Origin of the sequence: Superficieibacter electus, from assembly GCF_002915575.1 — a bacterium.
Lineage (GTDB): Bacteria > Pseudomonadota > Gammaproteobacteria > Enterobacterales > Enterobacteriaceae > Superficieibacter > Superficieibacter electus.
The window spans coordinates 78,654-103,581 of record NZ_PQGD01000010.1 but is presented as its reverse complement, the minus strand read 5'-3'; the positions used below and the strand labels follow the sequence as shown (position 1 = coordinate 103,581).

General features: G+C 54.2%; 24 protein-coding genes and 2 pseudogenes. 23 read left to right on the top strand and 3 right to left on the bottom strand.

The window, feature by feature from the left end; all coding sequences use genetic code 11:
- Window positions 1-9 precede the first annotated feature (9 nt).
- The 17 genes and pseudogenes from CHU32_RS13705 to CHU32_RS13625 all read left to right on the top strand — a co-directional run bounded on the left by CHU32_RS13705 (window position 10) and on the right by CHU32_RS13625 (window position 19,027).
- Entirely contained in the window at window positions 10-858 is an 849-nt protein-coding gene (locus CHU32_RS13705; RefSeq protein ID WP_103676078.1) for a head maturation protease, ClpP-related, read from the top strand.
- A 9-nt stretch (window positions 859-867) separates the two neighbouring features.
- A complete protein-coding gene (locus tag CHU32_RS13700) occupies window positions 868-2,079 on the top strand; it encodes a phage major capsid protein (protein WP_103750866.1) in 1,212 nt (403 codons plus the stop codon).
- Window positions 2,080-2,131: 52 nt separating this feature from the next.
- Window positions 2,132-2,455, top strand: coding sequence for a head-tail connector protein (locus CHU32_RS13695; RefSeq protein ID WP_103676189.1), 324 nt, complete (start codon window positions 2,132-2,134; stop codon window positions 2,453-2,455).
- An 8-nt stretch (window positions 2,456-2,463) separates the two neighbouring features.
- A complete protein-coding gene (locus tag CHU32_RS13690) occupies window positions 2,464-2,802 on the top strand; it encodes a phage head closure protein (RefSeq protein ID WP_103676076.1) in 339 nt (112 codons plus the stop codon).
- Entirely contained in the window at window positions 2,799-3,248 is a 450-nt protein-coding gene (locus CHU32_RS13685) for an HK97-gp10 family putative phage morphogenesis protein (RefSeq protein ID WP_103676075.1), read from the top strand. Before CHU32_RS13690 ends, CHU32_RS13685 begins: the two co-directional genes overlap by 4 nt.
- Entirely contained in the window at window positions 3,245-3,592 is a 348-nt protein-coding gene (gene gp17 / locus CHU32_RS13680; RefSeq protein WP_103676074.1) for a tail completion protein gp17, read from the top strand. The genes CHU32_RS13685 and gp17 overlap by 4 nt, the downstream gene beginning before the upstream one ends.
- A 59-nt stretch (window positions 3,593-3,651) precedes the next feature.
- Window positions 3,652-4,071 (top strand): annotated as a pseudogene (locus tag CHU32_RS13675) (phage tail protein); the annotation flags it as partial.
- 32 nt (window positions 4,072-4,103) lie between these two features.
- The gene (locus CHU32_RS13670) at window positions 4,104-4,487 is read left to right on the top strand and encodes a phage tail assembly chaperone (RefSeq protein ID WP_103676072.1); all 384 of its coding nucleotides are present in this window, start codon (window positions 4,104-4,106) and stop codon (window positions 4,485-4,487) included.
- Window positions 4,488-4,495: 8 nt separating this feature from the next.
- Window positions 4,496-4,774, top strand: a complete 279-nt coding sequence (locus tag CHU32_RS13665) for a phage tail assembly protein T (protein ID WP_103676071.1) — start codon at window positions 4,496-4,498, stop codon at window positions 4,772-4,774.
- A gap of 53 nt (window positions 4,775-4,827) precedes the next feature.
- Complete coding sequence (locus CHU32_RS13660) at window positions 4,828-5,175, top strand: zinc ribbon domain-containing protein (RefSeq protein WP_103676070.1); 348 nt, start codon at window positions 4,828-4,830, stop codon at window positions 5,173-5,175.
- Window positions 5,176-5,219: 44 nt separating this feature from the next.
- Complete coding sequence (locus CHU32_RS13655) at window positions 5,220-8,492, top strand: phage tail tape measure protein (protein ID WP_103676188.1); 3,273 nt, start codon at window positions 5,220-5,222, stop codon at window positions 8,490-8,492.
- A 2-nt stretch (window positions 8,493-8,494) separates the two neighbouring features.
- Window positions 8,495-8,833: a phage tail protein gene (locus CHU32_RS13650; protein WP_103676069.1), complete on the top strand. Its 339-nt coding sequence runs from the start codon at window positions 8,495-8,497 to the stop codon at window positions 8,831-8,833.
- Window positions 8,830-9,588 (top strand): phage minor tail protein L, encoded by a 759-nt coding sequence (locus CHU32_RS13645; RefSeq protein WP_103676068.1) that lies wholly within the window; start codon window positions 8,830-8,832, stop codon window positions 9,586-9,588. Before CHU32_RS13650 ends, CHU32_RS13645 begins: the two co-directional genes overlap by 4 nt.
- A gap of 2 nt (window positions 9,589-9,590) precedes the next feature.
- Window positions 9,591-10,301 (top strand): C40 family peptidase, encoded by a 711-nt coding sequence (locus CHU32_RS13640; RefSeq protein WP_103676067.1) that lies wholly within the window; start codon window positions 9,591-9,593, stop codon window positions 10,299-10,301.
- On the top strand, window positions 10,301-10,885 hold the full coding sequence (locus CHU32_RS13635; RefSeq protein WP_103676066.1) for a tail assembly protein: 585 nt from the start codon (window positions 10,301-10,303) through the stop codon (window positions 10,883-10,885). The genes CHU32_RS13640 and CHU32_RS13635 overlap by 1 nt, the downstream gene beginning before the upstream one ends.
- A 63-nt stretch (window positions 10,886-10,948) precedes the next feature.
- Window positions 10,949-17,824 carry a TipJ family phage tail tip protein gene (gpJ, locus tag CHU32_RS13630; RefSeq protein ID WP_103676065.1) on the top strand — a complete coding sequence of 2,292 codons (6,876 nt, stop codon included), beginning with the start codon at window positions 10,949-10,951 and terminating at the stop codon, window positions 17,822-17,824.
- A gap of 66 nt (window positions 17,825-17,890) precedes the next feature.
- On the top strand, window positions 17,891-19,027 hold the full coding sequence (locus CHU32_RS13625; protein ID WP_103676064.1) for a pyocin knob domain-containing S74 family peptidase: 1,137 nt from the start codon (window positions 17,891-17,893) through the stop codon (window positions 19,025-19,027).
- 102 nt (window positions 19,028-19,129) lie between these two features.
- Here CHU32_RS13625 and CHU32_RS13620 read toward each other — a convergent pair whose 3' ends face one another.
- The gene (locus tag CHU32_RS13620) at window positions 19,130-19,414 is read right to left on the bottom strand and encodes a hypothetical protein (protein ID WP_103676063.1); all 285 of its coding nucleotides are present in this window, start codon (window positions 19,412-19,414) and stop codon (window positions 19,130-19,132) included.
- A 323-nt stretch (window positions 19,415-19,737) separates the two neighbouring features.
- Between CHU32_RS13620 and CHU32_RS13615 the strand changes: the two genes are divergently transcribed.
- Together CHU32_RS13615 and CHU32_RS13610 are read left to right on the top strand one after the other, a co-directional pair.
- A complete protein-coding gene (locus CHU32_RS13615) occupies window positions 19,738-19,977 on the top strand; it encodes a hypothetical protein (RefSeq protein WP_103676062.1) in 240 nt (79 codons plus the stop codon).
- Window positions 19,977-20,297, top strand: a complete 321-nt coding sequence (locus tag CHU32_RS13610; protein ID WP_103676061.1) for a hypothetical protein — start codon at window positions 19,977-19,979, stop codon at window positions 20,295-20,297. The genes CHU32_RS13615 and CHU32_RS13610 overlap by 1 nt, the downstream gene beginning before the upstream one ends.
- Window positions 20,298-20,440: 143 nt before the next feature.
- Here CHU32_RS13610 and CHU32_RS28595 read toward each other — a convergent pair.
- Window positions 20,441-20,536, bottom strand: a pseudogene (locus CHU32_RS28595) (hypothetical protein); the annotation flags it as partial.
- Entirely contained in the window at window positions 20,533-21,099 is a 567-nt protein-coding gene (locus CHU32_RS13605) for a hydrolase (RefSeq protein WP_103676060.1), read from the bottom strand. The pseudogene CHU32_RS28595 and the gene CHU32_RS13605, both read right to left, overlap by 4 nt.
- Window positions 21,100-21,353: 254 nt before the next feature.
- Here CHU32_RS13605 and aspS point away from each other — a divergent pair, with 254 nt between their 5' ends.
- From aspS to ruvC, 4 genes are read left to right on the top strand one after another with little or no spacing between them, the layout of a single operon-like run.
- Complete coding sequence (gene aspS, locus CHU32_RS13595) at window positions 21,354-23,132, top strand: aspartate--tRNA ligase (RefSeq protein ID WP_103676058.1); 1,779 nt, start codon at window positions 21,354-21,356, stop codon at window positions 23,130-23,132.
- Window position 23,133: 1 nt separating this feature from the next.
- Entirely contained in the window at window positions 23,134-23,577 is a 444-nt protein-coding gene (nudB, locus tag CHU32_RS13590) for a dihydroneopterin triphosphate diphosphatase (RefSeq protein WP_103676057.1), read from the top strand.
- 27 nt (window positions 23,578-23,604) lie between these two features.
- On the top strand, window positions 23,605-24,345 hold the full coding sequence (locus tag CHU32_RS13585; RefSeq protein WP_103676056.1) for a YebC/PmpR family DNA-binding transcriptional regulator: 741 nt from the start codon (window positions 23,605-23,607) through the stop codon (window positions 24,343-24,345).
- A 36-nt stretch (window positions 24,346-24,381) separates the two neighbouring features.
- On the top strand, window positions 24,382-24,903 hold the full coding sequence (gene ruvC, locus CHU32_RS13580; protein WP_103676055.1) for a crossover junction endodeoxyribonuclease RuvC: 522 nt from the start codon (window positions 24,382-24,384) through the stop codon (window positions 24,901-24,903).
- The last annotated feature ends 25 nt before the right edge of the window (window positions 24,904-24,928 follow it).

Here is a 24,928-nt window from a genome sequence, read left to right as displayed (position 1 = left end):
ACTTTCAGTATGACAAAAAAACAACTTCCGGTTGCACCGGCGGGCCGCCCCTGCGCGCGTGTTACCTGTGAAACGCTTCCCTCCGCGCTTGATCGCTGGGACGGCGGCATTAAAGCAGCGGACGCCGGTGATAACAGCATCTCGGTATTTGACGTTATCGGCCAGGACTACTGGGGTGAAGGCGTCACCGCAAAGCGCATTGCTGGTGCGCTGCGTGCCATGAACGGCGCGGATGTCACGGTAAACATCAACTCACCCGGCGGCGACATGTTTGAAGGGCTGGCGATTTACAACCTGCTGCGCGAATACCAGGGGAAAGTGACCGTTAAGGTGCTGGGGATTGCCGCCAGCGCTGCATCGGTGATTGCCATGGCCGGTGACGAGATTCAGATCGGTCGCGGTGCATTCCTGATGATCCACAACTGCTGGGTATTCGCGATGGGAAACCGTCACGACTTCGCCGAACTGTCCGCCTCGCTCGCGCCGTTCGACAATGCGATGGCCGACATTTACGCGGCACGCTCCGGGCTGGATATGGCTGAGGTCCAGTTGATGATGGACAACGAAAGCTATATCGGCGGCAGCGATGCGGTTGAAAAAGGGCTGGCCGACAGCCTGCTTTCTGCTGATGCCGTCGCCGGCGGCGATGATTCCCCTGCCGCAGCGCTGCGTAAACTTGATGCGCTGCTGGCGAAGACCAATACCCCGCGCTCTGAACGGCGAAAACTGATTAAAGCATTATCCGGTGGTATGCCTGGCGCTGCCACCACCCCTGACGGTAAGCCGTGCGCTACCGACGAAATCAATCCAGAAACCCGCTCATCTCTTGAAAACGCGCTGGCCGCGTTAGTCAATTAAGGAACACTCATGTCTGAAGTAAACGATATTCTGAAACAGGTCACTGCAAGTATCCAGGAGGCCACTGGCAAATTTAATGCGAAAGCAGAAGAGGCGCTGAACGAAGCCAAAAAGCAGGGCCAGCTTTCTGCTGAAACCAAAGAGACCGTCGATAAGATGGCGGTTGAACTTAACGGGCTTAAAGAAGCAGAGAAGACCCTGAAAGCCACGCTCGGCGAGCTTGAGCAGCATGTTGCACAGATGCCGCTGGCGAATGCCCTTAAAGTTGTCGAAACTGTAGGCCAGCAGGTGATTTCGGCTGAAGCGCTTAAAGCATTTGCCGCCAGTGTTGAAGGCGGTAAGCGCGTCAGCATCCCGGTTAAAGCGGCTATCCTGTCCGGAGACGTGGCCGAGGGGGTGGTAGAGCCACAACGCCTGCCGGGCATCGATACCGCACCGAAGCAGCGACTCTTCATCCGCGATTTGATCGCACCGGGGCGCACCACTTCACCGGCTATTTTTTGGGTGCAACAGACCGGCTTCACCAATAACGCGAAAGTGGTGCCGGAGAATACCACCAAGCCCTACAGCGACATCCAGTTCGCCACCAAAATTACGCCGGTGACCACCATCGCGCACATGTTCAAGGCATCCAAGCAGATCCTGGATGACTTCGCGCAGCTCCAGTCCACGGTGGATGCAGAAATGCGTTACGGCCTGAAATATGCCGAAGAGCAGGAAATCCTGTTCGGTGACGGCTCTGGTGTGCACCTGCACGGCATCGTACCGCAGGCATCAAAATTCGATCCGGCGTTTCAGGTGGAACAGCAGAACGGTATCGATGATCTGCGTCTGGCAATGTTGCAGGCACAGCTGGCCCGCTTCCCGGCGTCCGGCCATGTGCTGCACTTCATCGACTGGGCGAAAATCGAACTCACCAAAGACTCACTGGGCCGCTATATCCTGGCGAACCCGGCAGGTCTGACCGGGCCGACCCTGTGGGGTCTGCCGGTGGTGGCGACCGAGGCCGCTCAGTTCATCGGTAAATTCCTGACCGGCGCGTTCAATGCCGGGGCGCAAATCTTCGATCGCGAAGATGCAAACGTGGTGATTTCTACCGAGAACGCCGACGACTTCGAGAAAAACATGATCTCCATTCGTTGCGAAGAACGTCTGGCGCTGGCGGTAAAACGTCCTGAGTCCTTCATCTACGGTGCGTTCACCGGTGGCGCTGGCAGCTGATGTCCCTGGCGGCCTGCGGGCCGCGTCTTCTTTTACCCATTCGGATAATGCCATGATCGAACTGAATACGGTCAGGGAGCACTGCCGTATCGATGATGATTTCAGGGGCGATGATGCGCTGCTTGAAATCTACACCGGCGCGGCGAAACGCTACGTCGAAAAATGGACGCGGCGAAAGCTCTATAAAACCAACGCCGATCCCGGCTTTGCTGACGATCCGGATGCTCTGCTGCTCGATGACGACATCCGTGTGGCGATGTTGCTGCTTACCGGTCACTGGTATGCAAACCGCGAGGCTGTCAGTCCGGCAAGTGCAAATACGGTACCGCTTGCCGTTGAGGCGCTGCTTCAGCCTTACCGGATCTATGGCGTTTAGGGGGATATATGCAGGCAGGGCGCTTACGCGATCGTCTCGTTGTTCAGAATCCCACAACAATACGATCACCGACCGGCCAGCCCGTGAAAGCCTGGTCTGACGGTCCTACAGTCTGGGCAGAAGTTAAAGGCATCAGCGGGAATGAGCAGATGTCAGCGGGTGCGGAAACGGCTGAAGCGACTATCCGGGTCTGGATGCGCTTTCGGCGTGACGTCACCGCGGCATCCCGTCTGAAAGTGCTGTCAGGACCGTTCAAGGGGGCTGTGCTGAATGTGATCGGGATGCCGATCCCGGATGCAAAAGGCAGCCAGTTTGAAATTCTCTGCAAACTCGGGAGCGAAAAATGATTGATGTTAATCTGGATTTTTCCGGGCTGGAGGATATTGCCCGCGACCTTGAAACCCTGAGCCGGGCCGAAAATAACAAGGTGCTGCGCGATGCTACACGCGCGGGTGCTGACGTGCTGAAAACTGAAGTCATTAACCGTGCTCCGGTCCGCACCGGGAAAATGAAAAAAAACGTGGTGGTGGTCACGCAGCGATCGCGCCGGCGGGGTGAAATTTCGTCCGGCGTGCATATTCGCGGCGTTAATCCCCGCACCGGCAACAGTGATAACACCATGAAAGCCAGCAACCCGCGTAATGCGTTCTACTGGCGCTTCGTTGAACTGGGCACGGTGAACATGCCTGCGCATCCGTTTGTGCGACCCGCTTTTGATACCCGGCAGGAAGAGGCCGCCGAAGCCGCTATTGCCAGGATGAACAGCGCCATCGATAAGGTGCTGAGCAAATGACGGAAGCCTATTTTTACCCATTGTTATCGCACCTGGCTGACGGGCAGGTTTATCCCTATGTCGCACCGTTAAGCGACGATGGCCAGCCGTCCATTTCTCCGCCGTGGGTGATCTTCTCTCTTGTCTCTGACGTTTCGAGTGATGTGCTGTGCGGTCAGGCGGAATACCGCGTTTCGGTGCAGATTGACGTTTACTCACTGACCATTGAGGAAGCCAGATCCATTCGTGATCATGCGCTGGAGGCGGTTAAGCCCCTGGCTCCGACTGAAGTAACGAAAATTCCAGGCTACGAGCCAGATTTCCGGCTTTACCGCGCCACGCTCGAATTTCAGGTTACAGCCTGAAACGTTAATCAACCCTGAATAACCCGCTCCGGCGGGTTTTTGCTTTTATGGAGACAGCCATGTCCTCTTTGTATGAAAAATCGCAAAACACCAAAATCCTGATCACTGAAGTTCCTGCCACCAAAGACACGCTGAAAACGGCCAAATTCCTTGATCTGAGCTGCACGCTTAAAGAGGTGCAGTTTACCGGCGGTCAGAAACAGGATATCGACACCACAACGTTCTGTTCAGAAGAGCAGGAAAATACCAACGGCCTGCCAGCTCCGTCTGAAATTTCCATGTCAGGTAACTTCTACCGAAACCCTGCACAGGATGCGCTGCGGACAGCCTATGACAATGACACGACCTATGGCTTTCAGGTCATCTTCCCGTCCGGCAAAGGGTATAAGTTCCTGGCCGAAGTGCGCCAGCACACCTGGTCATCCGGTACTAATGGCGTGGTGGCCGCCACGTTCTCCCTGCGTCTGAAAGGCAAACCTGAAAACATCGAGTCCGGCTCGTAAGGAAAAACATGACATCGCTTAAAGAACGCGCCCTGGCTAAAGACTCGGGCTTTCGCTTTAAAGAAACCACCGTGCCTGAGTGGGATAACGCCAAAGTCATGCTGCGTGAGCCCTCCGGTGAAGGCTGGTTACGCTGGCAGGAAATCGTCAGATCAGGCAATGACGACGAGGAAATTTCGGTATCTGAACGGGCGCACCGTAACCTGTGCGCGGATGTCGTACTGTTTATGGATGTCCTCTGCGATACGGACAAGCAACCGATATTCGGACCTGAAGATGTAGAGCAGGTGCGGGCGATTTACGGCCCAATCCATGCGCGCCTGCTAAAGCAAGGCCTTGATCTCATCAGCACTGCGGACGATGCACGGGAAAAGTCGCTACCCCCGGCGTAAAATTCCTGATGTCGCTGGCGCTCCGGCTGGGACGCACGCTGGCTGAACTGCGTCAGAGCATGACGGCCAGCGAGCTGATGATGTGGATTGAATACGATCGTCATAGCCCTGTTGGCGATGTGCGTGGCGACATCCAGGCGGCGCAAATAACATCCGCTGTCTACGGTGCGCAGGGGGCGAAAGTGGCTCTGAATGATGTCCTGCTGCAATGGTCCGGGGATGAAAATGCAGAGGCGGAAGATCCTTTTGCCAGCCTTGAGGCTGCGTTAGACGCAGCAACACAGTGACTTTTTAGAAATAAGGTATTAGGATTTGCCCCATAAAGTTTATAGGGGGTTATATGGAATTACTGCTTATCTCTGCTGTGTTGGGGATTATCCCGGCACTAATTGCACAAAGCAAAGGCCGTTCGTTCTTCGCTTGGTGGATTTATGGTGCCTTATTATTTATTATTGCGCTCGTTCACTCAGTAGTCATTCGCAAAGATGTTAAGGCTGAAGAAAAAGAAATGATTGCCTTCGATGGAATGAAAAAATGTCCTTTTTGCGCAGAAATGATCAAGGCTGAGGCAATAAAATGTAAACACTGTGGTAGTGATCTCAGTGGAAATAATCAGCATCAGGCCCCAATAAAGTCTGATGAAGAATATTTAAAAGAGGCCAGGCGAAAGGCTGGAATAAATGAATGATAAACAAAACCGCTTCGGCGGTTTTTTTGTTTCTGGAGCTTGTTATGGCTACGCTGCGCGAACTAATAATTAAAATTTCTGCTAACTCTCAATCTTTCCAGTCAGAAATTTCTCGTGCTTCTCGTATGGGGCAGGACTATCATCGCACTATGCAGAATGGCGGGAGGCAAGCGGCTTCAGCGCAGCGAGAAACACAGCGGGCTTTAGCTTCTGTAACGGCACAATTAAATACCACTCGGACTGCTGCATTAGGTTTAACTGGCGCATTTGCTGGTGCATTCGCCACGGCAAATCTTATTCGATTGGCGGATTCATACAATTCTTTATCAGCAAGGGTAAAACTCGCCACCGGTGATGCTACCGATTTCGCGGCGGCACAAAAAGGTTTAATGGATATTAGCCAGCGTACTGGCTCAGCTTTTGCTGATAACGCTGCACTTTTCAGTCGTGCCTCTACATCATTACGTGAATGGGGATTTGGCACGCAGGATATACTTAAGCTGACTGATGCCCTGGCTAACGGGCTTCAGGTGTCAGGCGCGTCCGCCGAAGAGACATCTTCTCTTATTGTTCAGCTGTCACAAGCATTAGGACGTGGCGTATTGCGCGGGCAGGATTTTAACTCTGTGGCGCAGTCCGGGCAGCGAATTATGAAAGCGCTGGCTGATGGTATGGGCGTTGCCCAAAAAGACCTGAAAGGCATGGCTGACGCTGGGCAGTTAACGACAGATAAAATAGTCCCAGCCCTTATCAGTCAGCTTAACAAATTAAGATCTGAATTTGACTCCATGCCAAACAGCGTCAGCGCAGCCTCAACACGTATTCAAAATGCCTTTATGGAATGGGTAGGTGGTGCTAATAAAGCGAGCGGCGCGACAGCTACAATTTCTGGTGTAATGGATGACGTTTCAAAAAATATTGACAGCGTTGCCACTGCCGCAGGTGTTTTGGTTTCAATTGGTCTCGCAAGATATTTAGGTGGTATGGCTTCTGGGGCAATTTCAGCCAGTACAGGTCTCATTGGCGCCGCCAAAAGGGAAATTGCACTCGCAGACGCTCAGGTTAGAGGTACCCAGATCTCCACAGCCAGAGCCAGGGCAGCAGTATACAGAGCTCAACAAGCTTTAGTTGCAGCCAGAGGAACGGATGCTCAGGCGGCCGCAGAGAAAAGATTGAGCGCAGCTCAACAATCATTAACAAGAAATATTGCTGCGAGAAGTTCAGCCCAAACCTCTTTAAATAATGTGACGTCGATTGGTTCTCGCATGATGGGAGGCGCGCTAAGTTTAGTCGGGGGATTTCCTGGTCTAATTCTCTTGGGTGCCGGGGCCTGGTATACGTGGTACAAAAATCAAGAGCAGGTTAGAAAGTCAGCGCTCGACTATGCTAATACGCTGGATGATATACGCGAAAAAACTAAGTCGATGAGTCTCACTGAGGCATCCGATAATGAATCTCAAACGCGTAAGGCTCTGGATGAGCAAAATCGACTGGTAGATGAACAAGCAAAAAAAGTCAGGGGGTTAAAGGAAGAAATTTCCGGATATCAATATATGTTGGCTAATCCAGGGCCAACAGTGGGTGGATATATGATCAACCACCTTAAAAGCCTTGATGATGCAACTCTCGACCTGTCAAATGCAACTCAAGCTTTAGCCGTAGAGCAGGAACGCTTATGGCAAATGCAGGCTAAATCCCAATCTATTCAGGATGTTCTTGAAGGTATTGAGCATCAGCGAGTGGCATTAATTCGCCAACAGGCGGCTGAACAAAATGCTGCTTACCAATCTCTTTTATTAATGAACGGGGAGCATACTGAATTTAATCGCCTGCTTGGGTTAGGTAATAATTTATTAATGGCCCGTCAGGGTTTAGTTAATGCACCGATGCGCCTCCCTCAAGCGGACCTCGATCAAAAGCAAAACGATGCCCTTGAAAAAAGCCGTCGAGATTTAGCTTTATCCAAATTAAAAGGAGAGGAAAAAGAAAGGGCGAGGCTTGGATATGCTGCTGATGATCTTGGTCTTAAAAATGAACCTCAGTTCCAGACATGGCGACAAGAGATCATCAACAATGGTCTTAATGAATGGAGAAATAACGAGGCCAATAAGCCCAAGAAAAAAGGCCAAAAATCTGAAGCTGAGAAAACCGAAGATATATATAAGCGACTCATCAAGCAGCAAAAAGAGCAGATCGCGCTGTCCGGCCAGAATACCGAACTGGCAAAAGTGAAATACCAGGTCAGTCAGGGTGAGCTGGCAACGCTGAATCAGGCGCAAAAAGCCGATCTGATGCGCAATGCCGCGCTTATCGATCAGGTTAAATTACGCGAGCAACTCCGCAACTACGAAGCGCAACTGGCCGATAGCAACGCCAGCGCGCGCGCAGCGAATGAAGCCCAGCTTACTGGCTACGGGCAGGGAACCCGGTTCCGTGAACGTATGCAGGAGCAGTTCAATATCCGTAAGGAATTTGAGCAGAAGAATACCGATTTGCTCCGACAGCGGCAGGCGGGCGACATTGAAGAAGGGACCTATCAACATGAACTTGCGCTTAACCGACGTTACCTTGATGAACGTCTGCGAGACCAGCAGGGCTTTTACAGCGCCTCAGATGCACAGCGTAACGACTGGTTCAGCGGACTGAGCGAAGGTTATGCCAACTGGGCAGATGAAGCGACGAACTATTCCGCTCTGGCGGCCGATGGCATGAGGCAGGCGATGGATGGTGCCGTTTCCAGTGTGACCGATATGCTCAACGGCAATGTGTCGGGCTGGAAAGACTGGGGCGTCAGCGTGCTGAAGATTGTCCAGAACGTGCTGGTGAACATGGCGATGGCGAATGCCGCCAGCTCTATCGGGTCGCTGTTCAGCTTCGGCGCATCCTCTGCGGCAGGCAGTGGCGGTACTGCTATTCAGAGCGCTGCGGCTAATTTTAAATTTAACGCCAAAGGCGATGTTTATGACTCGCCCTCGCTCAGCGCCTACACCAACGGGGTGTACAGCACGCCGCAGTATTTTGCGTTTGCCAAAGGCGCGGGGGTGTTTGGCGAGGCCGGGCCGGAAGCCATTATGCCGCTCACGCGCGCGGCCGATGGCTCCCTGGGTGTGCGGGCGATGGGCGGTATTCAGACCGAACGCGCCGCGCCTTCCATCATCATCGGCGATATCAACATCAATTCACAGTCACAGCAGCCGGTCAGTCAGGGCGCGGCCAGCGCAGCCGGCCGTCAGCTGACGGATGCCATCCTGCGCACGGTAAATGAAGAGGTCAGCCGGCCGGGTACGCCGCTGTGGCGGGCTATTAAAGGAGTGTAAGCGTGGCGACAGAAACATTTGAATGGTGTCCGCGTATCACGTCACAGGTCGATATCACCCTGCGCACGCGAAAGGCGCAGTTCGGGGACGCTTACGCGCAGGTGGCCGGGGACGGCATTAATCCTAAGTTGCCGCAGTGGAGCGTGAGCTTTACCGGTGATGAAGACTATATCCTGGCAATAAAGGCATTCATTGAGCGGCACGGCGGGTGGAAATCTTTCCGCTGGAAACCCCCGCTCGAGCCGGAGGGGCTGTACCGCGCAGAAACCCTCCAGCTTTCGTCCCACGGCAATAACATTCATACCCTCAGCAGTACCTTCATACAGGCATATCACCCATGAGTATTTCATCTGACGTTCAGAAACTGGAGCCGGGCAGCCGCATCCGGCTGATTGAAGTGGACGGCTCCGCCTTCGGCGCGGGCATCCTGCGCTTTCATAAGGAGAACATCCCGCACACAGAAGCTGAGCTGGCGGCATCCGGCGGCGATGAGTCAACGCTGGAAGCAAAGTCCGTCTGGTGGCAGGGCGAGGAATACGGGGCCTGGCCGTTTGAGCTGGAAGGGATTTCCGTCAGCAGCGACGGGCAGAGCGCCCGGCCAAAGCTGACCGTTGCCAACATCAACGGCACGATCGGTGCGCTGTGCCGCCGTTTTCAGGGTATGGCGCGGGCGAAGGTGATTATTCACGACACCTTTGTGCATTACCTCGATGCGCGTAATTTCCCTGAAGGTAACGCGGATGCCAATCCGCTGGAAGAGCGTAAGCAGGTGTTTTATGTGGATCGCAAATCCGGCGGTGACGATGAAACCGTGGAGTTCGAACTCTCGAGTCCGGCCGACCTTCGCGGCCAGCAAATCCCGACGCGCCAGATCCAGCCGCTCTGCACCTGGTGCATGCGGGGGTGGTACAAAACCGGGAACGGCTGCGCCTATGCCGGGCAGAACGGCTGGTTTGATAAGGATGGTAAACCGGTGGACGATCCGGCACAGGACGTCTGTTCCGGCCTGCTGTCCACGGGCTGTAAACCGCGCTTTGGCGAGAACGAACCGCTGGACTTTGGCGGCTTCCCCGGCGCATCCCTGCTCAGGAGCTGATAATGAAAGATAAAACGATCAGCGCCATCCTGGCGCATGCTGAGGCGGTTTTCCCGGACGAATGCTGCGGGCTGGTCATTCAGAAGGGCCGCGTCGAGAAGTACATTCCCTGTGAAAACCGGGCTGCATCGCCTGATGAACAGTTTGAGATCGCCCCGGAGGATTATGCCAGTGCAGAGGATCAGGGTACCGTGGTGGCGGTGGTACACAGCCACCCCGGCGACGGCGCCACCACCCAGCCGAGCGAGCTGGATATGCTGATGTGCGACGCCACGGAAATACCCTGGGTCATTGTTTCATGGCCGGAAGGCGATATCCGAACGGTTATGCCGCGCGGCGAACGCCCGCTTACGGGCCGCCAGTTCGTGCTGGGGCACGCCGACTGCTGGTCGCTGCTGATGGATTATTTTCGCACTGAGCACGGCATCACACTGCCCAACTACAGTGTGGAGCGCCACTGGTGGGAACAGGGCGAAAACCTCTATATGGATAACTGGCACGATTGCGGCTTTCGCGAGTTCGATGGCCCGCCGCAGCCCGGCGATGTGGTGATCATGCAGGTCCAGTCACCGGTACCGAACCATGCCGGGGTCCTGCTGGAAGGCAACATGCTGCTGCACCACATGTACGGCCAGCTGAGTCAGCGGGTGCCTTACGGCGGCTATTACCTCGATCGAACCATCAAGATCGTGCGGCATAAGGAGCTGATGTAATGAAAACAACGGTGATTAAACTCAGCGGCTCAATGGCACAGCGTTTTGGTCGCACGCATTACCGCGTACTTGATACCTCGAAAGAGGTTTTTCGCGCGCTGTCGGCCACTCTTGATGGCTTTGATGCCTGGCTGCGGGAGGCGCGGGCAAAGGGCCTTGACTTTGTCATCTTCCGCGACCGCCGGAATATCGGACAGGACGAGTTTGAAATGGTCAGCGCCGGGAGCGAGCTACGGATCATCCCGGTTATACGCGGCAGCAAGCGTGCGGGCGTTTTTCAGATCGTTGCAGCGGTGGCTATCGCTGCTTTTACGTGGTGGAACCCGGTGGGATGGGCTGCCGGAACACAAGCGGCAATTTATGCGGCGGCGGGATCGATGGCTGTCGGTGGAGTTGTGCAGATGCTTTCTCCACAGGTGGCCGGAATGCGCACAAGGCAGGATCCTGACAACAAACCTTCATATGCCTTCGGTGGTCCGATAAACACCACGGCTGCCGGAAATCCGGTTCCGCTTCTCTACGGTCAGCGCGATATCGGCGGCGCGATTATTTCAGCCGGCATTTACGCCGAAGACCAGCAGTAGACCAGCAACAGAATCTTTCAGTTACCACGGCCGCCTTATGGCGGCTTTTTTTATGGATGCGATATGGCAACGATTATTGGTGCAAAGGGTGGCAGTAAGCAGGGGCATACGCCGGTTGAATCTCCGGACAGCATTCAGTCCATCGCCCGCGCAAAAATGCTTATCGCGCTGGGCGAAGGGGAGTTTGCGGGCGGGCTTGACGGAAAAACAATTTTTCTCGGTGACGGTACCGCTTACACGCCGCTGCTGAATGCCGACGGTTCAGAAAACTTTCCCGGTGTCGTGTGGGAGTTTCGTCCCGGCACGCAGGATCAGACCTATATCCAGGGTTTTCCGGGCATTGAAAACGAACTCCAGGTCTCTCAGGTACTGAAGCAGAATGTGCCTTATGTGCGCGCCATCTCCAACACCCAACTGTCTGCTGTGCGCGTGCGCGTCGGCTGGGAAACCCTGCTCTGGCAGAAAGACAACGGCGATAAGGTTGGTACCCGCGTTGAATACGCCATCGATCTGTCTGTTGATGGCGGCGCGTACCAGACCGTGCTGAATGGCATTGTGGACGACAAGTCCACCACGCTTTATGAGCGCAGCCACCGCATTAACCTGCCCAAAGCCACGACCGGCTGGCAGTTACGCATCCGCCGCGTCACGCCTGATGCCACGTCCGTGAACATCGTGGACACGATGAAGGTTCAGGCCATCACTGAAATCATTGATGCGAAGCTACGTTACCCGCATACCGCGCTGCTGTATATCGAGTTTGATGCAAAACAGTTTCCGAACGGTATTCCGCAGGTGGTGTGCTGCCCGAAGGGGCGCATTATTCGTGTGCCGGATACCTACGATCCGGAAACCCGCAATTACAGTGGCACCTGGACCGGGGCGTTTAAATGGGCATGGACCGATAACCCGGCATGGATTTTTTACGATCTGATCCTGAACGAGCGCTTTGGTCTCGGCCAGCGCATCACCGCCGATCAGGTCGACCGCTGGGAACTGTACCGCATTGCCCAGTACTGCGATCAGCTGGTGCCCGACGGCAAGGGCGGCACAGGCATGGAGCCGCGCTTCCGTTGCAATGTATATATTCAGGATCGTGCTGAAGCCTGGACGGTGTTGCGCGACCTGGCCGGTATTTTCCGTGGGATGACCTACTGGGGGGACAACCGCCTGTATGTGCTGGCGGACATGGCGCGCGACATCTGGCACGTTTATAACCATGCCAGTGTGGTCGACGGTAAATTTACCTTCTCCGATCCGAGCGAAACCACCCGCTATACCTCGGCCATGGTCAACTGGTCCGATCCGAAAAACCATTACAAAGACACGCCGGAAGTGGTGTACGACAACGATCTGGCGATGCGGTATGACTTCCGCCAGATGGAAATGACGGCGATTGGCTGTGATCGCCAGTCCGAGGCGAACCGCCGCGGGCGCTGGGTGCTGCTGACGAACGGGGCCGGGGAAGTTGCGTCCTTTGCCACCGGGCTGGACGTGCCCCCGGTGGGTGAGGTTATTGGCATCGCAGCGAACGAACTGGCCGGGCAGATCATCGGCGGGCGCGTCAGCGCAGTGAACGGGCGGAATATTACCCTCGATCGCATCGCTGACATCAAACCAGGCGATCGGCTGTTCGTGAACCTGCCGTCCGGTCCGGCGCAGGCGCGCACGGTTCAGGCGGTGAACGGTAAAACCGTGACCGTGACCACCGGCTGGAGTGAGACGCCGGAAGCGGAAACCAACTGGGCGGTTGAAGCCGACGATCTGTTTATTGCCCTGTTCCGCGTGACGGGCGTCAGCGATAACAATGACGGTACGTATGCCATCACCGGCACCACCTACAATCCTGACACTTATCCTGCCATCGATCACGGCACCCGTCTGGATGAGCGCCCGATCAGTGTCATTCCGCCAGGCGTTCAGGGTCCGCCGGTGAATGTGACGGTCGACAGCTATTCCAGCGTCAGCCAGGGCATTGCCATTACCACCCTGCGCGCCTCCTGGGAAGCGGTAACCGGGGCGGTGGCTTATGAAGCCGAATGGCGCAAGGATTCAGGAAACTGGGTCAGCGTACCACGTACCTCCTCGCTGGGCTTTGAAGTGCCAGCCATTTATTCAGGCCGCTATCTGGTGCGGGTGCGGGCAGTGAACGCCAGCGATGTGTCGTCAGTCTGGGCCGTCAGCCCGGAAACCGTCCTGACGGGTAAAACCGGCGCTCCGCCGAAACCGGAAGGGCTGCGTACACAGGGCATCGTGTTTGGTGTGGTGCTGAACTGGGATTTTCCGGCCGGTACCGGGGATACCCTCAAAACCGAAATTCAGTACAGCGCGGCGTCTACCGGCGCAAATCCGCTGTTGCTGGCCGATGTGCCTTACCCTCAGAAATCGTACCAGCAGCTTGGCCTTAAATTCGGCGTCACGTTCTGGTACCGCGCACGGCTGGTGGACAAAACCGGTAACCAGAGCGCCTGGACCGGCTGGGTCAGCGGCATGCCAGCTGATAATGTCGCTGACTACATCGACAACATGGACGAGGCGATACGCGACACTGACACGTACAAAGAACTGGATAAGTCGATTCAGGACAACCAGACCGCGATCGTTAAAGAAGTTACTGACCGTGCAGCTGCTCTCACCAAAGAGGCCAGCGATCGCGCTGCTGCAATTTCTAAGGAAACTACGGCCCGCACGCAGGCACTGACTAAAGAAGCCACTGACCGTACCGCAGCAATCGCGGCTGAGGCAACCACCCGCGCGCAGCAGGATCAGAAGGTCGCAGCTGACGCAGCGAATGGATTGCTTAACGAGCAACTGACGCGCGAAGCGGCAATTACCGAAACTAACCTGATTATTCAGAACAAAACGGACTCGCTGGCGCAGTCGATCGCACAGGTGGCGGCGGGCAGCGGCACGCAGTTCGATTCCCTCAAAATCTGGCATTTTAACTCTGCGAGCGTTGAGGGCTGGACCGGCAACAGCACGCCGACTGTGGTCGATAACTGCCTGCGCCCTGCGAACCACGCTAATAACCCTTACGTTGTTTCTCCGGCATCGCTGGCAGTAGATGCGGCGTCTTATCGCTTCGTTAAGCTGCGTATCAGAAAGGTGGGCAAACCTGCCTGGCGGGGCCAGTTGCGCTGGCGTGATACGGCAGCCTTTAATGACACGAATATGGTGACGCTGCCTGAGCCTGTTTTTGATGCCAGCGGCGTGGCCACCATCGATTTCAGCGATATTAAATGGAATACGCTGGCGAACGTGGCACAGATCCGCCTGGATATTGGTGCAACACAGACCGCCAGCGATTATTTCCTGATTGACTGGATAGCAGTGGGCCGTCCGGCACCGGGCGCGAGCACCGCGGCGCTTGAAGATGAAGCGACAGCGCGTATCGCGGCAGACTCTGCCGAAGCCACGGCACGCAGCACCCTGGCGGCGCAGCTGCGTGGCGGTGCCGACGGCACAGATCCGTCGAAACTGACCAGCGGCCTGATTTACAACGAACGTCAGGTGCGTATCAGTGCTGAAAAAGCGATCGCGCAGGATGTCGAAGCGCTTGAGGTTAACTTCAACGACAACAAGGCGGCAGTTCAGCAGCGCCTCGGCGTCCTTACCGATGCCCAAACGGCGCAGGGGCAGACGATCACCAACATCAATGTTGCGCTCAAATACGCCAATATTGACGGTGACAACCTGTTGACCAACGGCTCGTTTGAGTCTGATTTGGAGTACTGGGAAGGCCGGACTAACGCGGATGACCAGTCGATCGTTAACGGTGGTGCATACAGCGGAAGCAAGGTACTTCGGTTTACGGCTAAATCACGTCCTTCGCGTCTGAACCAGAAAAACATTCTTCTGTTAAAGGGACGAACTTATCGGATCTCCGCTGTCGTTAAATGCTCGTCGGACGCTGTCGCCCTGGCAGGAGATAACACCAAGCTTGCTATCAGGAATAACGCGTCAGACGCCCTGATCAGCAGCGTCAGCTTTCTGGCCAACGGAGAGACGCCACCGACGGTCTGGACTGAAAAAAGCTTTGATTACAAACTCGGCGGTACTTCTGACATCGTTGTGCAACTCGCCATTACTGGCGCTCTGTCTGCCGGGACAATGGACGTTGACCTTGTCCGTGTGATGGACATTACTGACGCCAAAGCCATTGAGACGAAAGCCGACGCTGGCGCTGTATCCACGCTGGACGGCAAAGTGAAGGCCATTGGCGATACAGTGGATGCGCAGGGCACCGCGCTGACGCAGGTTCAGGCAAGCATTGGTCGCCGTACTGTCTTCCGTGCTGTGTCTGTCGGCAGCGGGGGCACTGGTGGCATCGGGGCCGCGGGTATTTTTAAGGAAGATGGGACTAAGCTGGCTACACCGGCGCGGTCATACATGCTGTCAGTTTTCAGAACCAATGCGGATGGCTCTACAACTTTTACATCTACTAACTTTGATGTTTACTCTGGATCGTCAGCGGCATCATCTTTTAATGATGCTGTAGCTGCATTACCCAATGGGACGTATGTAGCCGTCACAACATGGGACGAGCCTAACGGGTACAAATCTCTAATCTTTGATGCTATTGAAAGCCTGGGGGGTAGTCGTGAAGCCATGGGAACAATGGCAGTCCGAAGCGCGTACATCCTGCTGGGCTGTAAAGGAGTTGGTAAGGGTAATGGGCAAGAGCTGGTAAGTCCATCCGCCAATGGACCTGATGCTCGTGTTTTCGCGGCCATTGAGTTCATCAACGGGACGATGGTTGGTCTGGGTGCCGGCGCATCGGCTATTGCCAACGCTAACGCCTCCGCCACGACCGCGCTTGATGCGCAGGTTACGCAGCAGGGTAAAGATATCAGCACTCAGGCTGACGCCATCACTCAGCTGAAAACGGATGTGGGAGGGAAAGCAAGTCAAAAGGCGTTAAGTGAACTGAGCCAGCGTGTCACTGATACCGAGGGTGACATTGAAAGCCAGCAGGAGGCAGTCACCGGGCTGAATAACAGCCTTAAAAATAAAGCTGATGCCACTGCGGTCAGCAAGCTGGAAACGACGATCAAAGGTCAGGGTGAACGTCTCGATGCCGTTGAAACAAAAACGGTCAGGGTGGACCTGTCGACACTTGATCCGGATACGTATTATCCCGTAACGCTGGCGCTGGCTAACCAGGCCCAGATCAGACAACGCATCCGTGTTGTTCGTCCGTTCAACTCTACCAGCGACTGGACCAAACCCGTCTGGAGTACCCACACAAATAAAAACTTTGGGCTGACGCTGGAGTGGACGACGATCGGGAGTGGGTGGGGAGCAAACAACATTGACCGGAATATTGAGGAATTCCAGTACACGTTTGCCGCGAAGTCTCCTGCGGTCGGAATAAATCAGATGAGCCGCAGCTCTCAGGAGTATGTCTATCTCCGGGGTGGGGCCAACTACAATTTTATTCTCCCGAAATCTCTGCCTGATCCGGTTATCAGGACCACTGATTTTACTCAGAACGATATCACCATCAAACCTATCGGACTGAATGACCCGCTGGCCGTTCCACCGACCACCACCCGGCAGGATACGGTTGCCAACGCCACGGCGACGACACAGCTTAAGTCAGAGCTTAAGGAATTCAGTACAAATACGGCAACAGCCATCACTCAGCTAAATACCGCCGTTGAGGAACATGGCGATACGCTGACGGCACAGGCTGAAAGTATCCAGGGGCTGAAGACCAGCCTGGGCGATAAGGCTGAAGCGAAGGCGCTGAATGAAACTGTCACGAAAGTAACGCAGCAGGGCAAGGATATTACCGCCAATACCAAGTCTGTCAGTGAGCTGAAAACGCGTGTGGAGGGCGCGGAATCGGGGCTGAACCAGACGTTTGAATCCCTCGCCCAGGCCGGGCTGGCGCAGTTCAGAGGATTTTACGAGCAGCGCGCAGAAATCGTCAACAATGACACGAAAATCACTGCCTCTATCAACGAGGTGAATGTGACCATCGCCAGCGAGACGGGCGCACTGGCGCAGCAGATGAGTACGTTGCAGGCCAGTGTCGGAGATAATGCTGCCGCAATCCAGGTGACGTCCTCCGCGCTGGCCGATGTGTCCGGCAAACTGTCGGCGCAGTGGGGCGTTAAAGTTCAGGTGGATGCGCAGGGGCGCTCTTATATTGCAGGCATTCAGCTGGGTATTGACGGCAATGGAGCTTCTCAGTTTCTGATTGATGCTGACACGTTCGGGATTTATAACCCGAATGCAGCTGGCGGCCGTGTGCTGGCGTTCGCGGTGAGCGGCGCGACCGCATACCTTCGTGCGGCAATGATTCAGGATTTAAGCATTGATTTCGGCAAAATCAGTGACACGCTGAGGTCCACTAATTTTGTTCCGGGTCAGCAGGGATGGAACCTGCCAAAAACCGGCAATGCTGAACTGAACAACGTTACCATTCGCGGTACAGTTTATGCGAATGCCGGCGAGATGAATAATATCCTCATCAAAGAGACCTGCACTGTTCAGGGCCGCATTGAAGCCAATGACGGCTGGTTTAAAGGGACTGTTTATGCGGAGAAGCTGGAAGGGGATGTCGTTAAGTCGTTCACTATAGGCATAAACGGAACCGCTAAAATCGAAGCCGCGCCTTATCCACGCAGGATCGTTGCGATAAGCGCACCCATGATGGCGGCCACCGCCACCAGGATTGAAAACAGTACGGTTACTTACCTGTATGGCCAGGCACATATGACCCTGCAACTTTTTGCGGGTGACGGAGGGACCGCCAATATTTTTGATAAGCATATCTCCGCCAGCAACTCAAACCAGACCGTTTTTGACGTTGCTGAAGGAAGCTGGCTCCTTAACGCGGGTGTTTACTATGAAGTGACCTATCGTGCCAGCGGTGGAGTGGGGCCGTCTGGCTTCCCTCAGAATTACACCTTTCTGGTAGTAAAAAACTGATAAACATTTCAGTTAAATAAAACCATTCAACGGGAGGCCTTGCCTCCCTTTTTTTGAGGAATAAACATGGCAACAATTTCCGACGATTTGGCCGCCGCGATGACGAAAATATTCAGTCAGGCGCAGCTCGACATTCAGAATCTGGATAAACTTTTTAACGGTAATGGTGACGTCACGATAGCAAGAGCGGACGGCTCGACGTTCGCGGCGGCTACGTGGGCAAAAATGATGGCCGCAACTATAGGCACATTTAAGCAAAATGGTAATTTAGGAACCCGTCGTCTTAATGAAGTAGACGGAAGAAATGAAGGGTGGTGGAACCAGAATTCTAATGCTAACGCTACGACGGCGCGTGACTATCCCGTAAACCAGGCTGGATCGTTACTCGTAACGCAAAACAACGCTAACGGGGCGGCAGGATGTACGCAGGTATATTTCGTTTATAACAGCAATGAAACCTACTTGCGAACAGGTATCGCCAACGCAAGTGGCATCACTTCATGGACGGGATGGCAAAAGCTGGCCTTTACCAGTGATCCGGAATTTTCGGGCAAGGTTGTAATGCCTGGCGGGATGCATCTGAAAAAAGATAAGGTGATTCTAAAAGCCGGGGATGACAATACGTTTATTATTACCGTTGGCGGTAATGTTGATGTGTGTTCATGGAATGGAGGCGGTCTGTACCTGCCGCAAACACTGGATGCTGTCAGGGGTTTCAAGTCGCACATGGGACTCGGCAGCGCCAGCGGGAATAACCTGTACTGCTACGGATGGGATGGGTCGCGTATGGTCCTCTACGTTGACAATACGGCGGTAGGGTCCCTGAACACCACGTCAACGTCAGACCGTGGGCTGAAGAAAGACATCGAGTATACCCCGCTGGATGACAGGCTGGTGGCGCTGGATGAGGTGATGCGCTGGGCCACGGCGACATTTAAAATGCGGGCCAGGGGTGACGTTATTCCCGAGTCGCCTGAGATGCTGGGCTTTATCGCCAACGACCTGAAAGCCGTCAGCCCGGAGTGTGTTTCGGGTCAGGGACTGGAGGAAGGGGACGAACCAGACCCGTTAAAAGCCTACACACTTGAACCGATCGCCATGATGGCAAAAATGACAATGGCTATGCAGGCAATGAAAGACCAGATCACCGACCTGCAAAACACCGTTAACGATTTAAAAGCTCAACTGGTTTCTCAGCAATAAATCTGTCGATGATTTACTTTAACTTCATTATTTTCTTGCCAAAAAAATAACCGCCATTCCTGGCGCATCGGAAGTTACGAAAATTCCAGTCTGAAAAGTTACTTATTCACTTGGTATATCCATGGGTATATACCTTGAAAAAAACACAATCTCCCTGCCGCTATTCATCTTGCCCGGTGTTGAGGTGTCAGATTTTTTTAGGTTAGCCTTTATAAAATTAATGGCCGAAAGGATTGCTTTTTTTCTTTCAGCAATTCTTTCAGCCATCAGCATTGATTCAAGCTCAGTCAGAAGAGTGTCAAAACTAACCGGCGCGTCTGCATCCAGTATTTTCACTACGGCTTCGCCAAGGATAAGGTCGGTGAGTTTTTTGTCTTCGCTATACATAACATCCACTTAAATTTTTAAACTACGATGAACTCAGGAAGGAAAGTTTGGGCAGACAGACATCTGACTGTGGCTTCACTTAAGGACTGTCAGGATGTCTGTACAGACATCTGATGTACTAACGACACTTCTCGAAAGCCTGGCAGTAACGCTAAGAGTAACTTTCTTTCCCTGAATCACAAGGTTGATCTGTGCTTTTGTGGTTTTTTGTTGATGCCGGAGCCTGATTCTGCACTGCGAATTAATAGCCGCTGCCATGTTGATCTTCGTCTTTCTTAAAACTACTGTATGTATACACAGTAATTATAAAGAGGAGAATAATAATGCCTCGTAGATATGAGATTGACATTGCGTTCAGTGCTGCCGTTATGAAAAACCCGAAAGGGTACCTGTGGTTGCGATCAGATGATTTTATCCGTGAGTTGCGTGCCAGAAACTGGCATTTTACGCAAGCGGAGGCGAATAAATGGATTGAACGTTACCAGCCTGATTTCGTTGATAAAACCCCAGATCTTAGCGAGAACCGGTATTGGATTTTGCGCAACATGGGGAGGATTCACTAATGGGATTTCCCTCACCGGCTCAGGATTACGTCGAGCGCCGCATGTCGGCGGAGGCATATTGCCAGATTGACAATAACAGCCTGGTGATTGAGACATCATCTGGTTATGCTGTTATTAATCGGGCGTTACGCTGCCAGCAGCGCAGTACGGTGCTGATCCAGTTTCATGGTCATTCGCAGTTCGCAAAGCTGCTGGGCCAGGCGTTCATTACCGATGATGGAGATGCGATAGAAGGTGAGGCGTTAGACGAAGTTAACGTCATCGGCGTCGTGACGTTTTTCATCCATCGCACCAGAGAGGATGATTGCCCAGTTATGTAGTGGGGCATGCGTGGGGCATATATGGGGCATGAAAGGTTAGCGATATTCACTGAATTTCACTAACCAGACATAATTACCGAGATGTCCAACCGCTAAAAACGGGGCTCCTGGACGATATTTGTCGATTTTTAAAATTCCATCGTCACGCAGTTAAAGTGGCGGGCGTAATCCTCAAGGCTGTTAATGCCCAGCCGCCCCCATTTCGGGTGCGACCACTGCGGCAGACCAATGTAAATCATAGCGCGTTAAGAACGTCCTCCGTGCTGCGCACTCGTCCAATGCGCGGGAAAATATGCGTCATGCTGCCCTGATGCTGTTCAGCACTGGCGGCACTACAGGCATCCTCAACCACGACCAGAGTAAAGCCCAGTTCCCAGGCATTACGGGCAGTGGATTCCACACCGATTTTGGTGGAGATACCACAAAGTATAATAGTCTCAATTCCGCGACGGCGCAGTTGCAGTTCAAGATCGGTGCCATAAAACGCGCCCCACTGGCGTTTAGTGACTTCAATATCACCATTCTGTTTGCCCAGCGCCGCGGGATACTGCCACCAGTTGTCCGGCAGAGTGCCGCCGCCGGTTTGCGCATCTACCGGCTGCTTCAGGGCCTCGGCAAAATCAGCGGACCAGCCGACGCGCACCAGCACCACCGGGGAACCCTGCTCGCGGCATTTCGCCGCCAGCTGTGCGGCGCGGTCAACCACCTGGTCAGCCGCATAGGGGCCACCGGCGAAGGGCAGAATGCCTTCCTGCAAATCAATCACCACCAGCGCCGTTTTTTTCGCGTTTAATTCAAGCATCTTCTTCCCCGTTATGTGTGATGTAAGTCGTTAATCCTACGATGCCAGCGCAACAAATTTTGTTAATTTTTGTGAGAATACGCAATAACCGCGCAGCAAACGTGCTTCCTGTGCGTATCGGGCTTATCGCGAGGCAGAAATTCCAGTATAATAGCCCCCTTTTTTCATCCAGTTGTGACATTCAGCTCAAGCTGCGACCGTATTGCCTGCACGGCAGGCGACAACCAGCCTGCGGCTAAGTTAAGGGATATCTCATGCGTACAGAATATTGCGGACAGCTACGACTGTCCCACGTGGGGCAGCAGGTGACTCTGTGTGGTTGGGTCAACCGTCGTCGTGATCTCGGCAGCCTTATCTTCATTGATATGCGCGACCGTGAAGGCATCGTTCAGGTTTTCTTCGATCCCGATCGTGACGAGGCATTTAAGCTGGCCTCTGAACTGCGTAATGAGTTCTGCATCCAAATCACGGGCACCGTGCGTGCGCGTGACGAGAAAAACACCAATAAAGAGATGGCGACCGGTGAAGTGGAAGTGTTTGCCACCGACCTGACTATCATCAACCGCTCTGAATCACTGCCGCTCGACTCCAATCACGTCAATACCGAAGAAGCGCGTCTGAAGTACCGCTATCTGGATTTACGTCGCCCGGAAATGGCTCAGCGCCTGAAAACGCGCGCCAAAATCACCAGCTTTGTGCGTCGCTTTATGGATGACCACGGCTTCCTCGACATCGAAACGCCGATGCTGACCAAAGCCACGCCGGAAGGGGCGCGCGACTATCTCGTGCCTTCCCGCGTGCACAAAGGGAAGTTTTACGCGCTGCCGCAGTCGCCCCAGTTGTTCAAACAGCTGCTGATGATGTCAGGTTTTGATCGCTATTATCAGATTGTGAAGTGCTTCCGAGATGAAGACCTGCGCGCTGACCGTCAGCCGGAGTTCACCCAGATCGACGTCGAAACCTCCTTTATGACTGCGCCGCAGGTGCGTGAAGTGATGGAAGCGCTGGTACGTGGCTTGTGGCAGGACGTCAAAGGGGTAGACCTCGGCGATTTCCCTGTCATGACTTTTGCCGAAGCCGAGCGTCGTTACGGTTCCGATAAACCCGATCTGCGTAACCCGATGGAGCTGGTGGATGTTGCTGACCTGCTGAAAAACGTCGAATTCGCAGTTTTCGCCGGTCCGGCTAACGATGCCAAAGGCCGCGTTGCTGCGCTGCGCGTGCCGGGCGGGGCGACGCTCAGCCGTAAACAGATTGACGACTACGGTAACTTCATCAAAATCTATGGCGCGAAAGGCCTGGCGTATATTAAAGTCACCGAGCGTGCGAAAGGACTGGAAGGCATCAACAGCCCGGTTGCCAAGTTCCTGAATGCAGACATCGTTGAAGCGATTCTGGAACGTACCGGCGCGCAGGATGGCGACATGATTTTCTTCGGCGCGGACCATAAAAAAGTAGTTGCCGACGCGCTGGGGGCGCTGCGCCTCAAGCTGGGTAAAGATCTGAACCTGACGGACGAAAGCAAATGGGCACCGCTGTGGGTTATCGACTTCCCGATGTTTGAAGACGACGGCGAAGGTGGCCTGACCGCGATGCATCACCCGTTCACCTCGCCGAAAGACATGACCGCTGATGAACTGAAAGCGGCACCAGAAGACGCGGTCGCGAACGCTTACGATATGGTCATCAACGGCTATGAAGTGGGCGGTGGCTCTGTGCGTATCCACCGTGGCGATATGCAGCAAACCGTGTTCGGTATTCTTGGCATTAACGAGCAGGAACAGCGCGAAAAATTTGGCTTCCTGCTGGATGCGCTGAAATACGGTACCCCGCCGCACGCGGGCCTGGCCTTTGGTCTGGATCGTCTGACCATGCTGCTGACCGGCACCGACAACATCCGTGACGTAATCGCTTTCCCGAAAACCACCGCCGCCGCTTGCCTGATGACCGAAGCCCCAAGCTTCGCCAACCAGGCTGCTTTAACGGAGCTGGGTATCGAAGTGATCAAAAAAGAGTCACTGGAGAACAAGTAATATGCGCTATAAGCGTCCCGTTTCCATCCTGGTGGTAATTTATGCGCAGGACACGAAACGGGTGCTGATGTTGCAGCGACGCGACGACCCCGATTTCTGGCAGTCGGTTACCGGCAGCCTGGAAGAGGGTGAAACCGCGTCGCAAGCCGCCGCGCGTGAAGTCCATGAAGAGGTCACCATTGATGTTGCTGCTGAGCAACTGACCCTAATTGATTGCCAGCGCACGGTGGAGTTCGAAATTTTTAGTCATTTACGTCATCGCTATGCGCCGGGTATTGAGCGCAATACGGAATCCTGGTTCTGTCTTGCGCTGCCACATGAGCGGCCGATTGTTTTTACTGAACATCTGACCTACCGCTGGCTTGATGCACCTGCTGCGGCCGCGTTAACTAAATCGTGGAGTAACCGGCAGGCGATTGAAGAATTTGTAATTAACATTGCCTGAAAGGGCGTGCTTTTTGAGGAAATATTTATGGCAGGTCATAGTAAATGGGCCAACACCAAACACCGCAAGGCGGCACAGGATTCCAAGCGCGGTAAAATTTTCACCAAAATCATTCGTGAGCTGGTAACGGCAGCGCGTCTGGGCGGTGGTGATGCGGGTTCTAACCCGCGTCTGCGTGCGGCCATTGATAAAGCACTGTCCAATAACATGACGCGTGACACCTTAAACCGTGCGATCGCACGCGGTGTCGGTGGTGACGAAGGCGCGAACATGGAAACCATCATTTATGAAGGTTACGGTCCTGGCGGCACGGCGGTGATGATAGAATGCCTGTCCGATAACCGTAACCGTACTGTTGCCGAAGTGCGTCATGCCTTCAGCAAAACCGGCGGTAACCTGGGCACGGATGGTTCGGTGGCGTATCTGTTCAGCAAAAAAGGGGTGATCTCTTTTGCCTCTGGTGATGAAGATGCGCTTATGGAAGCGGCGCTTGAAGCCGGTGCGGAAGACGTTGTGACCTTCGACGATGGCGCTATCGACGTCTATACCGCCTGGGAAGAGATGGGTGCCATACGTGATGCGCTGGAAGCAGCAGGTTTCAAAGCGGACGAAGCAGAAGTCTCCATGATCCCGTCAACCAAAGCTGACATGGATGCTGAAACCGCGCCGAAACTGCTGCGCCTGATCGACATGCTGGAAGACTGTGACGACGTGCAGGAAGTCTACCACAACGGCGACATCTCTGATGAGGTTGCGGCGACCCTGTAATGGCGCTGTTAAACGCCTGCGGGCAGGGGGCATAGCGTGTCGATTATTCTCGGTATTGACCCCGGCTCGCGTATCACCGGCTACGGTGTGATCCGCCAGGTTGGCAGACAACTGTCTTACCTGGGCAGTGGATGTATTCGCACGAAAGTTGACGATTTACCGTCACGCCTGAAGTTGATCTACGCAGGTGTGTCGGAAATCATCACTCAGTTCCAGCCTGATTTTTTCGCCATTGAGCAGGTGTTTATGGCGAAAAATGCTGATTCCGCGCTTAAGCTGGGGCAGGCGCGCGGTGTGGCTATCGTCGCGGCGGTCAATCAGGATCTACCGGTATTTGAATATGCGGCGCGTCAGGTTAAACAGACGGTGGTTGGCATTGGTAGTGCGGAGAAAAGCCAGGTACAGCACATGGTGCGTACCCTGCTGAAGCTTCCTGCTAATCCGCAGGCGGATGCGGCGGATGCGCTGGCAATTGCCATTACTCACTGTCACGTCAGCCAGAATGCCATGCAAATGAGCGAGTCGCGGTTGAATCTGGCGCGAGGAAGGTTACGCTAGAATTGTGCCTGTGAGCATTTCCCCG

Excerpts from the sequence above, each read along its gene's own strand:
- CHU32_RS13705 (WP_103676078.1), top strand. The coding sequence starts at position 10 with ATGACAAAAAAACAACTTCCGGTTGCACCGGCGGGCCGCCCCTGCGCG.
- CHU32_RS13700 (WP_103750866.1), top strand. The coding sequence starts at position 868 with ATGTCTGAAGTAAACGATATTCTGAAACAGGTCACTGCAAGTATCCAG.
- CHU32_RS13695 (WP_103676189.1), top strand. The coding sequence starts at position 2,132 with ATGATCGAACTGAATACGGTCAGGGAGCACTGCCGTATCGATGATGAT.
- CHU32_RS13690 (WP_103676076.1), top strand. The coding sequence starts at position 2,464 with ATGCAGGCAGGGCGCTTACGCGATCGTCTCGTTGTTCAGAATCCCACA.
- CHU32_RS13685 (WP_103676075.1), top strand. The coding sequence starts at position 2,799 with ATGATTGATGTTAATCTGGATTTTTCCGGGCTGGAGGATATTGCCCGC.
- gp17 (WP_103676074.1), top strand. The coding sequence starts at position 3,245 with ATGACGGAAGCCTATTTTTACCCATTGTTATCGCACCTGGCTGACGGG.
- CHU32_RS13670 (WP_103676072.1), top strand. The coding sequence starts at position 4,104 with ATGACATCGCTTAAAGAACGCGCCCTGGCTAAAGACTCGGGCTTTCGC.
- CHU32_RS13665 (WP_103676071.1), top strand. The coding sequence starts at position 4,496 with ATGTCGCTGGCGCTCCGGCTGGGACGCACGCTGGCTGAACTGCGTCAG.
- CHU32_RS13660 (WP_103676070.1), top strand. The coding sequence starts at position 4,828 with ATGGAATTACTGCTTATCTCTGCTGTGTTGGGGATTATCCCGGCACTA.
- CHU32_RS13655 (WP_103676188.1), top strand. The coding sequence starts at position 5,220 with ATGGCTACGCTGCGCGAACTAATAATTAAAATTTCTGCTAACTCTCAA.
- CHU32_RS13645 (WP_103676068.1), top strand. The coding sequence starts at position 8,830 with ATGAGTATTTCATCTGACGTTCAGAAACTGGAGCCGGGCAGCCGCATC.
- CHU32_RS13640 (WP_103676067.1), top strand. The coding sequence starts at position 9,591 with ATGAAAGATAAAACGATCAGCGCCATCCTGGCGCATGCTGAGGCGGTT.
- CHU32_RS13635 (WP_103676066.1), top strand. The coding sequence starts at position 10,301 with ATGAAAACAACGGTGATTAAACTCAGCGGCTCAATGGCACAGCGTTTT.
- gpJ (WP_103676065.1), top strand. The coding sequence starts at position 10,949 with ATGGCAACGATTATTGGTGCAAAGGGTGGCAGTAAGCAGGGGCATACG.
- CHU32_RS13625 (WP_103676064.1), top strand. The coding sequence starts at position 17,891 with ATGGCAACAATTTCCGACGATTTGGCCGCCGCGATGACGAAAATATTC.
- CHU32_RS13620 (WP_103676063.1), bottom strand. The coding sequence starts at position 19,414 with ATGTATAGCGAAGACAAAAAACTCACCGACCTTATCCTTGGCGAAGCC.
- CHU32_RS13615 (WP_103676062.1), top strand. The coding sequence starts at position 19,738 with ATGCCTCGTAGATATGAGATTGACATTGCGTTCAGTGCTGCCGTTATG.
- CHU32_RS13610 (WP_103676061.1), top strand. The coding sequence starts at position 19,977 with ATGGGATTTCCCTCACCGGCTCAGGATTACGTCGAGCGCCGCATGTCG.
- CHU32_RS13605 (WP_103676060.1), bottom strand. The coding sequence starts at position 21,099 with ATGCTTGAATTAAACGCGAAAAAAACGGCGCTGGTGGTGATTGATTTG.
- aspS (WP_103676058.1), top strand. The coding sequence starts at position 21,354 with ATGCGTACAGAATATTGCGGACAGCTACGACTGTCCCACGTGGGGCAG.
- nudB (WP_103676057.1), top strand. The coding sequence starts at position 23,134 with ATGCGCTATAAGCGTCCCGTTTCCATCCTGGTGGTAATTTATGCGCAG.
- CHU32_RS13585 (WP_103676056.1), top strand. The coding sequence starts at position 23,605 with ATGGCAGGTCATAGTAAATGGGCCAACACCAAACACCGCAAGGCGGCA.